Genomic DNA, 10,259 nt, shown 5'->3' with positions numbered 1-10,259 from the left:
GACTTTATGTCGACTGACCCACCGCATTCGCGAGCAAGCCCGCTCCCACAGGGTTTAGCACTAAGGCTTAAAGCGAACCAAACACCTTCTTCGCCAAACTGGTCGCCGCCGCCGCAGGGTTCTGGCGAATGGTTTCTTCCTGTTTGCCGATCATCTCGAACAAACCGTTCAGGGCCTGCTCGGTCACGTAGCTTTCGATGTTGGCGCTTTTCGCATCCACCACACCCATGGTCGCGGCTTGTCCGGCGAACGAGTTGTACTGCTTGGCCAGGCCAACCTGGTCGGTGGCTTGTTTGACGATCGGCAGGAACTTGGCGCGGATCTGTTCGCGGCTGGTTTTGTTCAGGTATTGCGTGGCGGAGTCATTACCGCCGCTGAGAATGCCCTTGGCATCGTCGACCGTCATCTTCTTCACGGCATCCACGAGGATCGGCTGAGCCTGGACCACGGCCGTTTCCGCTGCTTTGTTCATGCTGGTTTCCAGCTGATCGACCTGATCACCCATGCCGAACTGTTTCATTTTGCTGGCGACCTTGCCCAGTTTGCCCGGCAGTTCGATCTTTACGTCCGGGTTGTTGCTGAAGCCGCCCGGTGTACCGAGTTGTTTCACGGCCAGTTGCGCGCCTTGGGTCAGGGCATCCTTGAGGCCGCCGGTAGCGTCCTTTTGCGACAAGTCACTGAGCGACAGCGCCATGGCACTGGCGGAAATCATCAAACCTGCACACAGGCCGGCAAAGCGAAGGGTAGGGCGGAACATGGCGGCTTCCTTGTTCAAAAAAAGAATTAACGGACGGCGTCGACGCGAATTTTCAATGGCTGTGGGTCGCTGCCATTCAGTTGCACGGCGTGATGTTCGGTGGTGATGAACATCAGCTGGCCATTCACTTCGATTCGCGCGCTGACGGAATAACGATGGCCGGGTTTGACCTGGGCCGGATCGTAACTCAGATGGAACGGCAGTGGCACCTGGCCTTTGACCGGGCCTTTCTGCTCGTCGAGCACCACGGCAGGAGCGTCGGCCAGCGATACGTCCTGCAAGCTGACGCTCAGGGTGGCAGTCGGCGGCAGGGCGATGCGTTGCAGGTAGAAGACTTCGCCATCGAGGCTGGTTTTGGCGGCGGGTTGCATGGACTGGCAGGCTCCGAGCAAAGCGGCGATGGCCAATAGAGAGAGTTTTTTCATCGAATATCTCCAATCTAATGTAGGAGTGAGACCGGCTTGCCGGCGATTGCGGTGTGTCAGTCAGCGATGAGGTGACTGAACCATTTTCGCGAGCATGCTCGCTCCTACAGGGTTTTGCGTTAGTTCTCGGGCTGTGTGGCGACCAGATCCGCCGCATCTTCACTGCGATGCAACGCCACCTGACGGATCGACAAGCGGATCTCCGCCGACAACACCCGTTTCGCCGCGCCTTCGGCCAGTTCGCCGAGCAGTTCGTGATAGCTCAGCTTGCCGGCCTCGTCACGCTTGAGCACGTCGAGGTCGAGCATCGTCTGGATGAAGTGGCGGAACAGGCTCTTGTCGAAAAATTCCGGCGCGTTCAGGCCATGCAGGATCGACAGGCGCTGGGCCATGACCGTGCACAGGTCTTCCAGTTCTTCGGCGCTGATGCTGTTCTGGCCGCTGTTGAGCAGCAGCGAAACCGTCATGTAGAAGCGCTGCAAGGTCTGGGCGATGCTCTTCGACAGCAGCGTCAGCAACACGAAATGCCGCGAGCTTGGTGCCGGACGCAGGTAAACGTCGTTCTCGAAACGCAGCAGGCCTTGCTCGACGAACGCTTCGAGCCATTGATCGATCACGGCATCCAGTTCGTCCAGCGACCAGCGAATGAACAGCTCCGATTGCAGGTACGGATACAGTGCGCGGGTGTAGCGCAGGATCTGCTCGCGGCTCATGCGCGACGCACTCTGGAAGAAACTCGCGAGCAACGCCGGCAACGCGAAAATGTGCAGCACGTTGTTGCGGTAGTAAGTCATCAGGACGGCGTTTTGCTCATCCAGATAGAGGATTTTGCCCAGCGCATCGCTTTGCTCGGACAGCAGGTCCATGTCCTTCACATGCTCGATCAACGCGCGGCCGTCACCTTCCGGCAGCGTGGTGTGCGGCGAGTACGGAACCTTGCGCAGCAGCGCCAGATACAGGTCCAGCACCCGCGCCATGGCGCGATCGTCCAGTGCCAAACGACTGGTGGACAGCAATGCCAACGCCACGAGGTTGACCGGGTTGATCGCTGCCGCTTCGTTCAGGTGCTGCGCCACTTTCTCGCCGAGGCGGTTGGTGGTTTCGTTGAGCCAGGCCGGTTTGAACTGCGGGCCGAGTTCCTGTTGACGCCAGTCTGGCTGTTCGCTGTCGAGGAATTCCGCCAGTTTGATCGGCTCGCCGAAGTTCACCGCCACCTGGCCGAAACGCTGTTTGAGTGCGCCGATGACTTTGAAGATGTCGAAGATTGATTCTTTCTTCTTGCTCGCACCACGCAGTTCGCCGAGGTAAGTCCGGCCTTCCAGCACGCGCTCGTAGCCGATGTACACCGGCACGAACACGATCGGCATGCGCGAGGAGCGCAGGAAGCTGCGCAGGGTGATCGCGAGCATCCCGGTTTTCGGTTGCAACATGCGCCCGGTGCGCGAGCGGCCGCCCTCGACGAAATACTCGACCGGAAAACCTTTGGTGAACAGGGTGTGCAGGTATTCGTTGAACACCGAGGTGTACAGCGGGTTGCCCTTGAAGGTACGGCGCATGAAGAACGCACCGCCACGACGCAGCAGGCCGCCGATCCCCGGCATGTTGAGGTTGATCCCGGCGGCGATGTGCGGCGGGGTCAGGCCGTTGCGAAACAGCAGATAGGACAGCAGCAGGTAGTCAATATGGCTGCGGTGGCACGGCACATAGATCACTTCGTAACCCGGGGCGACCTTTTGCACGCCTTCGATGTTGTTGACCTTGATGCCGTCGTAGATCTTGTTCCAGAACCAGCTCAACACCACTTCCATGAAGCGGATCGCGGTGTAGGTGTAGTCCGAGGCGATCTCGTTGCCGTAGCGCAGGGCTTGGGCCTTGGCTTTCTCCGGGGAGATATTCTCGCGTTCGGCTTCGTCGAGGATCGCTTGCTTGACCAGCGGCTGGTTGAGCAGGCCTTTGACCAGGTTGCGGCGGTGGGAAATGTCCGGGCCGATCACCGCGGCTTTGAGGTTGCGGAAGTGCACTCGCAGAATCCGTTGGGCCATGCGCACGGTGCGCTCGTGGCCCTTGTTGTGCTCGATCAGTTCACGCAGGTGGATCGGCGCGGAGAATTGCACGCGGGTCTTGCGCCCCAGCACGATGATGCTCAGCAAGCGGCGCAGGCGCCCGGTAACTGCCCAGCTATCGGCGAACAGCAGCTTCCACGGACTCGATTCGCTGTCCGGCGATTGGCCCCAGAACACGCTGACCGGAATGATCTGCGCGTCTTCGGCAGCGTTCTGGCTCAGGGCGCTGACCAGTCGGGTCAGGGTCGGTGGCGCGCCGCGTTTGTCCTGGCGACCGAGCCAGTCGGGCTCCGGTGTCAGGTAAAAGAACGCGGCGGGTTCCAGCAGATTGCCGACAGACACCGGCAGCACCGGGCGCGGCAGGCCCGCCTTGCTGCATTCGGTGTCGACCACGGCGAGGTCGGTCAGCGAAGGGTTTTGCAGGACGTAGAACACCGGACGGCTGCGGTCGAGGTTGAGGGTGAACGACGACTGATTGATCGTCTCCGAGCGAACCCAGAGATAGAGCAGTCGGCGCAGGGTGCCAAACACAAGACGGCGGAACGGGGAACGGGTCATACGGCTTCTGCATGAGTGGAATAAACCGAGCGTTTGCTCGGGCGGTCGATAGTGTGCCGGATTCACTGAAAATCGGCAAAAAAGCGGCAATCAAAGTGCTATTGAGAGATTAAATGTCTGACATATACTCGGCGCACTGTCGCCGTCACCCTCATGGGACCGGTATGCGCAGGCTGACGTTCCCGAGGCTTTCCTGCGAAAAGCCCGATCAATAATAAAAAGGGAGTATGAACAAATGGCAACACGCGAAACCGGCAACGTGAAGTGGTTCAACGACGCCAAGGGCTATGGCTTCATCCAGCGCGAGGACGGGGTGGACGTGTTCGTGCACTACCGCGCGATTCGCGGTGAAGGGCATCGTTCGCTGACTGAAGGCCAGCAGGTCGAGTACGGCGTTGTGACGGGGGAGAAGGGTTTGCAGGCTGAGGATGTGGTGGGGTTGTAAACCCACACTTCAGGACACGTATAACCAATGTGGGAGCGGGCTTGCTCGCGAAGGCGGTGTGTCAGTCGACATCAACGTTGACTGACACACCGCCTTCGCGAGCAAGCCCGCTCCCACATTTGATTTGTGTCGCGGCTTTTAAGCAGTTTTCCAGGTGATCTCTTCTTCGCCATCGGCGCTGATGCGCATCCAGCGATCCGCTGTATCTTCACCTTCTTCCTCGACCCAACTGCCCGGCGCACAACGTACTTCTACGTTCAGCGCGGCAAACGCGGCGCGGGCGCAGGCGATGTCGTCTTCCCACGGGGTCTGGTCGCTTTCCAGGTACAGGCTGTTCCATTTTCCTACCGCTTTCGGCAGCCAGGTCACTGGCACGTTGCCGGCCTTGCACTTGTAGGTCTGACCTTTCTGAACCCAATCGGTGCACGGGCCCAGAGCAGCGCCGAGCCAGACGGATACGGCCTTGTGGTCGACGTCGGCGTCTTTCAGGTAAATCTCGATATCGGGTTGGCGCATGGATGTCCTCACTGCGGGTCTGAAAAATCCATTCGCGGATTTAGCCGGCCTCAAGCTGCTGCTCAAGACCAAAAATTAAGATTGAAGAACAAAGTAATCGTAGCGCATCGAAACAGTGACCTCGAACGGCTCGGTCTGCTCGATGACCGCCGCCCGGCGTTCGGCACTGGCGCGCCAGCCGTGAGGCGTCATGGCCAATAGGTTGGCGCGATCCTGACCACTTGAAAGCGTCAGTTTGAATTCCAGGGTTTCACTGTGTTGCAGCGCCATGCCATCCGGCACCAACGCCAGATGCTTGTCGTCGGTGTATTCACGCACTTCGTCGTACAGCCGCTCGCGCAATTCCATCAGGTGGCCGCTGGTCGGCCCGACTTTCATCAAACCGCCGCCGGGGCTGAGCAGGCGCTTGGCTTCCTCCCAGTCCAGCGGGCTGAAGACGCTGGCGAGAAACTGACAACTGCCGGACGCCAACGGCACCCGCGCCATGCTGGCGATCAACCAGGTCAGCTGCGGGTTGCGTTTGCAGGCGCGTTTGACCGCTTCCCGGGAGATGTCCAGTGCGTAACCGTCAGCGTTCGGCAACGCCTCGGCAATTTGCGCGGTGTAGTAACCCTCGCCACAACCGATGTCAAGCCAGCGCTGCGGCGCGTATTGCGCCGCCAGCTCAGCGAGACGCCTGGCCACCGGCGCGTAATGGCCGGCGTTCAAGAAGTCGCGCCGGGCTTCGACCATCGCCAGGTTATCCCCAGGGTCGCGGCTGTTCTTGTGCTGCACCGGCAACAGGTTCAGGTAACCCTGGCGCGCACGGTCGAAACGATGCCCGGCGGGGCAGGCCACGCCGTTGTCCACCGCGTTCAGCGGTTCGCTGCAGATCGGGCAGGCAAGCATCAGGCGAGCAACTTGATCAGGGTCTGGTAGTAGATTTCGGTCAGCACGTCGAGGTCGGCGGCCAGCACGCGCTCGTTGACCTGGTGGATCGTTGCGTTGACCGGGCCCAGTTCAACCACCTGTGTACCCATGGTCGCGATAAAACGGCCATCGGAGGTGCCACCGCTGGTGGAGGCTTTGGTTTCGCGACCGGTGATGTCCTTGATGCTCGACGCGACGGCGTCCAGCAACGCGCCTGGTTCGGTGAGGAATGGCAGACCGGACAGCGCCCAGTCGATGTGCCAGTCCAGGCCATGCTTGTCGAGGATATCGGCGACGCGCTTCTGCAAGCCTTCAACAGTGGACTCGGTGGAGAAGCGGAAATTGAACACCGCCACCAGATCACCAGGGATCACGTTGGTCGCGCCAGTGCCGGAATTCACATTGGAAATCTGGAAACTGGTCGGCGGGAAGAAATCGTTGCCGTGGTCCCAATGCTCGGCGGCCAGTTCGGCCAGCGCCGGGGCGGCGAGGTGGATCGGGTTCTTGGCGAGGTGCGGATAAGCGACGTGACCTTGCACACCGCGTACGGTCAGCTTGGCGCCGAGGGAACCGCGACGACCATTCTTGACCACGTCACCGACCAGCGTAGTGCTCGACGGTTCGCCGACGATGCACCAGTCCAGACGCTCCTTGCGCGCCGCCAGGCGTTCAACCACCGCTTTGGTGCCGTGGTGCGCCGGGCCTTCTTCATCGCTGGTGATCAGGAACGCGACTTTGCCCTTGTGATCCGGGTAATCGGCGACGAAGCGCTCGGCGGCCACGGTCATGGACGCCAGGCTGCCTTTCATGTCCGCTGCGCCACGACCGCAGAGCATGCCGTGTTCGTCGATCAGCGCGTTGAACGGGTCGATCTGCCAGGCGGTCACCGGGCCGGTCGGGACCACGTCGGTGTGGCCGGCGAAGCACAGCACCGGGCCGTCGTGTTTGCCGTGGGTGGCCCAGAAGTTATCCACATCTTCGATGCGCATTGGCTCAAGCATAAAACCGGCATCGCCCAGGCGCTGCATCATCTGCTTCTGGCAATCGGCGTCGACCGGCGTCACGGACGGACGGCGGATCAGGTCGATGGCGAGTTGAAGGGTCGGCGAAAGGTCGGCGTGGGCCGTCATGGAAAACTCCGGTGCTTTATCTGTAGGAGCGAGGCTTGCCCGCGAAGAACGATAATGAGGTGTATCTGTTACACCGAGTCGCTTCGTTCGCGGGCAAGCCTCGCTCCTACGGGAAATGGGGGGCAAGGCCAGGAAAATGGCGGTTATCTTAAAGCAAAACGGCGGCCATTGGCCGCCGTTTAGTGCATCTGCAAAGATTTAGACTGCCGGTGCCGTTTCGGCCTCGACGGCCGGTTTCGGCAGCGAGGACAGGAACGCCATGATCAGCGCCGCCAGGTACGGCAGCGACTGCACCAGCAACATGATCACCCAGAAGCGCATATCGTTGCTCGGCAGCCCGTTCACCAGGAAGATCCCCAGCGCCGCGCCCCACAACAGCAGCATGATGAACATCTCTTCACGCGCTTCAGAAATCGCCACCCAGAAGCCGTGGTTGTCGGCATTTTTCGGCGTACGGAAGAACGGAATGCTGCTGGTGAAGAAGCCGTACAGCACCGCTTTGGCGATGGTGTGCGACAACGCCAGCCCGGCCAGCGCCGCGCAGAACGCATCCTTGAGGTTCACGCCAACGGCGCGACGGTAGAGGAAGATGATCTTGCCGACCTTGAACACGAACAGCGCCAATGGCGGGATCGCGAAAATCAGCAACGGCGGATCGACCCGCTGCGGCACGATGATCATCGCCGCCGACCACAACAGTGCGCCCACGGTGAAGAAGATGTTCATGCCATCCGCCACCCACGGCAACCAGCCCGCGAGGAAGTGGTAACGCTGGCCACGAGTCAGCTCGGTGTCCTTGCCGCGCAGCAGGCTGGCGGTGTGACGCTTGATGATCTGAATCGCACCGTAGGCCCAGCGGAAACGCTGTTTCTTGAAGTCGATAAAGGTATCGGGCATCAGGCCTTTGCCGTAGCTGGTGTGGTAATACGCCGCCGACAAGCCTTTCTCGAACACGCGCAGACCCAACTCGGCGTCTTCGCAGATGCACCAGTCGGCCCAGCCTAGCTCTTCAAGCACCGAGCGCCGGGTCATGGTCATGGTGCCGTGCTGGATGATCGCGTCACGGTCGTTACGGGTGACCATGCCGATGTGGAAGAAACCTTTGTATTCCGCGTAGCAGAGCTTCTTGAAGGTGCTTTCGTTCTGGTCGCGATAATCCTGCGGCGACTGCACCACGGCGATTTTCGGATCGGCGAAGTGCGGCACCATGTGCTTGAGCCAGTTCGGGTCGACGCAGTAGTCAGAGTCGATCACCGCAATCACTTCGGCATCTTTGGCGGTGTGCGGAATCAGGTAGTTCAGCGCGCCGCCCTTGAAGCCGGCGAGCGGTGCGACGTGGAAGAACTTGAAGCGCGGACCGAGGGTTGCGCAGTAATCGCGCACCGGTTCCCAGACGGCCGGGTCCTTGGTGTTGTTGTCGATGATCAGGACTTCGAAGTCCGGATAGTCGAGGTTGGCCAGGGCGTTGAGGGTCTGTTTGACCATCTCCGGCGGCTCGTTGTAGCACGGCACGTGAATCGACACTTTCGGCCTGTAGTCCGAATCGCCCACCACCGGCAGGAATTCACGCCGACGCTTGTGGGTCCAGACCGCTTCGGCCAGTTCATGGGCCTCTGTCAGCAGTACGATAAAGACCCCGAGTGCGCCGAGTGCGAGGAGAAATCCTACGGTCAGGCTGAACCAGGTGCTGTACTGCTGGCTGTAGTCGTAGCCGATCCACACCAGCACCGAACCGCACAAGAAAGCGATAAAAGTCAGGAAGGTGCGGCCACGTTGACGCAGGGCCGAGCCGTCAATCATCAGCAAGGTCAAGGACAGCAGGGCCAACACCGCCGAGCCGATGGCCAGCACGCGCCATTGCGGGATCGCGACGACCGGGCCTTCGAAGTTGAATTTCTGCTGGCGCGCAGCGTTGAACACGCCCCAATACGCGCCCACCGAACCTTCGTCACTGGCCTTCCACGGCTGGTCGAACGCTTCGATCACGAAGTAGTTGAAACCCTGGCGGTTAAGCTTGTTCACCAGCGTACGCAGGTAGATCGCCTGATCTGCCGGGCTGGCATCGGTGCCGCCACGCATGCGGCCGTTGCTCGGCCAGCCAACCTCCGAGAGCAGCAGCGGTTTTTTCGGGAACATCTTTTTCAGGTCGCGAGCGCGGTCGAGGACGAACTGGCCGGCCTTGTCCACCGGGATGTATTCCCAATAAGGCAGGACGTGCGCGGCAATCAGGTCGACGTGCTTGGCCAGTTCCGGGTGTTCTTCCCAGACGTGCCATTGCTCGGACGTGGTGACCGGCACTTTCACGGCAGCGCGAACGCGATCAAGGAGCACGCTCAGTTCGGCAGCGGTAATTTCCTTACGGAAGATGGCCTCGTTGCCTACGACCACACGAACCACGCTGCGTGAGGAGTTGGCGATTTCGATGGCCCGGGTGATTTCCCGATCGTTGCGTTCCAGGTCCGGGCTGATCCAGATCCCCAGGGTAACCCGCAGGCCGAATTCCTCTGCCAGTTTAGGAATGTCTCCCAGGGTGCCATCGACCGAGTAGGTACGGATGTTGTCCGTCAGCTTGCTCATGATCTCCAGATCGCGACGCATTTGATCGTCGGTCGGGTACTGCTCTTTCTGCGGATACTGGCCTTGCTGGAACGGCGAGTACGAGAAACCGGAGATCTGTTCAGGCCAGTTGGGGGCGGTGACCGGGCGATTGATCAGCGCCCAGAAGCCGGTAAACAAGGCTGCGATGGCGAGCACCACGACCAGGTTGAGTCCAAATTTACGCGATGACATAGCTATTTCGGGTTCCAAAGGCTGTGGAACGAAGGAACGGTTGGCGATCGCCAAGGGGCGCGCATCCTACACCGGCAGTTCACTGAACGTACATCGGACAGGGAATTGCACGACGTTGGGCAATCGGCTTTCACATAAGTTCTTACACTTGTCGCTTGTAGCTTAGATCTTTTGGCGTGTGGCCCTATAATGCGCGCCGGTTTTTGGGGTAATGGTCATGAGCACAGAAGATCCGCGGTTTGCAGGCATCGCCCGTTTGTATGGCATCGAAGGGCTAGAGCGCCTGCGCGCGGCGCACGTGGCGATTGTTGGCGTCGGTGGCGTCGGTTCCTGGGCTGCGGAAGCGGTGGCGCGGTGTGGCGTGGGCGAGATTTCGCTGTTCGACCTCGACGACGTCTGCGTCAGCAATGCCAACCGTCAGTTGCATGCGCTGGACAGCACCGTCGGCAAGCCCAAGGTCGAGGTGATGGCCGAGCGCCTGCGCGGGATCAACCCGGATTGCACGGTGCACGCGGTGGCGGATTTCGTCACCCGCGACACCATGGCCGAATACATCACGCCGAACATCGACTGTGTGATCGACTGCATCGACAGCGTCAACGCCAAGGCTGCGCTGATCGCCTGGTGCAAGCGCCGCAAGATCCAGATCATCACCACGGGCGGGGC

Annotated in this window: 9 protein-coding genes; 2 read left to right on the top strand and 7 right to left on the bottom strand. The window is 60.4% G+C overall.

What is annotated here, in order from left to right; all coding sequences use genetic code 11:
- Window positions 1-67 precede the first annotated feature (67 nt).
- The 3 genes from KGB24_RS27340 to plsB form a co-directional block, all read right to left on the bottom strand.
- Window positions 68-757: a DUF4197 domain-containing protein gene (locus KGB24_RS27340; protein ID WP_008039365.1), complete on the bottom strand. Its 690-nt coding sequence runs from the start codon at window positions 755-757 to the stop codon at window positions 68-70.
- A 26-nt stretch (window positions 758-783) separates the two neighbouring features.
- Window positions 784-1,182: a YbaY family lipoprotein gene (locus KGB24_RS27335; RefSeq protein ID WP_223413786.1), complete on the bottom strand. Its 399-nt coding sequence runs from the start codon at window positions 1,180-1,182 to the stop codon at window positions 784-786.
- A 119-nt stretch (window positions 1,183-1,301) separates the two neighbouring features.
- Window positions 1,302-3,803, bottom strand: coding sequence for a glycerol-3-phosphate 1-O-acyltransferase PlsB (gene plsB / locus KGB24_RS27330; protein WP_223413785.1), 2,502 nt, complete (start codon window positions 3,801-3,803; stop codon window positions 1,302-1,304).
- Between the two features lie 235 nt (window positions 3,804-4,038).
- Here plsB and KGB24_RS27325 point away from each other — a divergent pair, with 235 nt between their 5' ends.
- Window positions 4,039-4,248 (top strand): cold-shock protein, encoded by a 210-nt coding sequence (locus KGB24_RS27325; protein WP_008035470.1) that lies wholly within the window; start codon window positions 4,039-4,041, stop codon window positions 4,246-4,248.
- A 138-nt stretch (window positions 4,249-4,386) separates the two neighbouring features.
- On the opposite strand, the gene KGB24_RS27320 is transcribed toward KGB24_RS27325, so the two are convergent.
- From KGB24_RS27320 to KGB24_RS27305, 4 genes are all read right to left on the bottom strand, one after another.
- A complete protein-coding gene (locus tag KGB24_RS27320; protein WP_223413784.1) occupies window positions 4,387-4,764 on the bottom strand; it encodes a hypothetical protein in 378 nt (125 codons plus the stop codon).
- Between the two features lie 75 nt (window positions 4,765-4,839).
- The gene (locus tag KGB24_RS27315; protein WP_223413783.1) at window positions 4,840-5,652 is read right to left on the bottom strand and encodes a putative RNA methyltransferase; all 813 of its coding nucleotides are present in this window, start codon (window positions 5,650-5,652) and stop codon (window positions 4,840-4,842) included.
- The gene (gene dapE, locus KGB24_RS27310) at window positions 5,652-6,803 is read right to left on the bottom strand and encodes a succinyl-diaminopimelate desuccinylase (protein WP_008035465.1); all 1,152 of its coding nucleotides are present in this window, start codon (window positions 6,801-6,803) and stop codon (window positions 5,652-5,654) included. The genes KGB24_RS27315 and dapE overlap by 1 nt, the downstream gene beginning before the upstream one ends.
- 198 nt (window positions 6,804-7,001) lie before the next feature.
- Window positions 7,002-9,593, bottom strand: a complete 2,592-nt coding sequence (locus KGB24_RS27305; protein WP_223413782.1) for a glycosyltransferase — start codon at window positions 9,591-9,593, stop codon at window positions 7,002-7,004.
- A gap of 211 nt (window positions 9,594-9,804) precedes the next feature.
- Between KGB24_RS27305 and KGB24_RS27300 the strand changes: the two genes are divergently transcribed.
- On the top strand, window positions 9,805-10,259 hold a 455-nt coding region (locus tag KGB24_RS27300; RefSeq protein ID WP_223435930.1), incomplete at its 3' end, for a ThiF family adenylyltransferase.

The sequence above is a fragment of the Pseudomonas sp. BF-RE-25 genome (assembly GCF_019956105.1).
In the GTDB taxonomy this organism is placed as follows: Bacteria; Pseudomonadota; Gammaproteobacteria; order Pseudomonadales; family Pseudomonadaceae; genus Aquipseudomonas; species Aquipseudomonas migulae.
The sequence above is the reverse complement of the archived record's forward strand: the minus strand, read 5'-3'. Positions and strand labels throughout refer to the sequence as shown.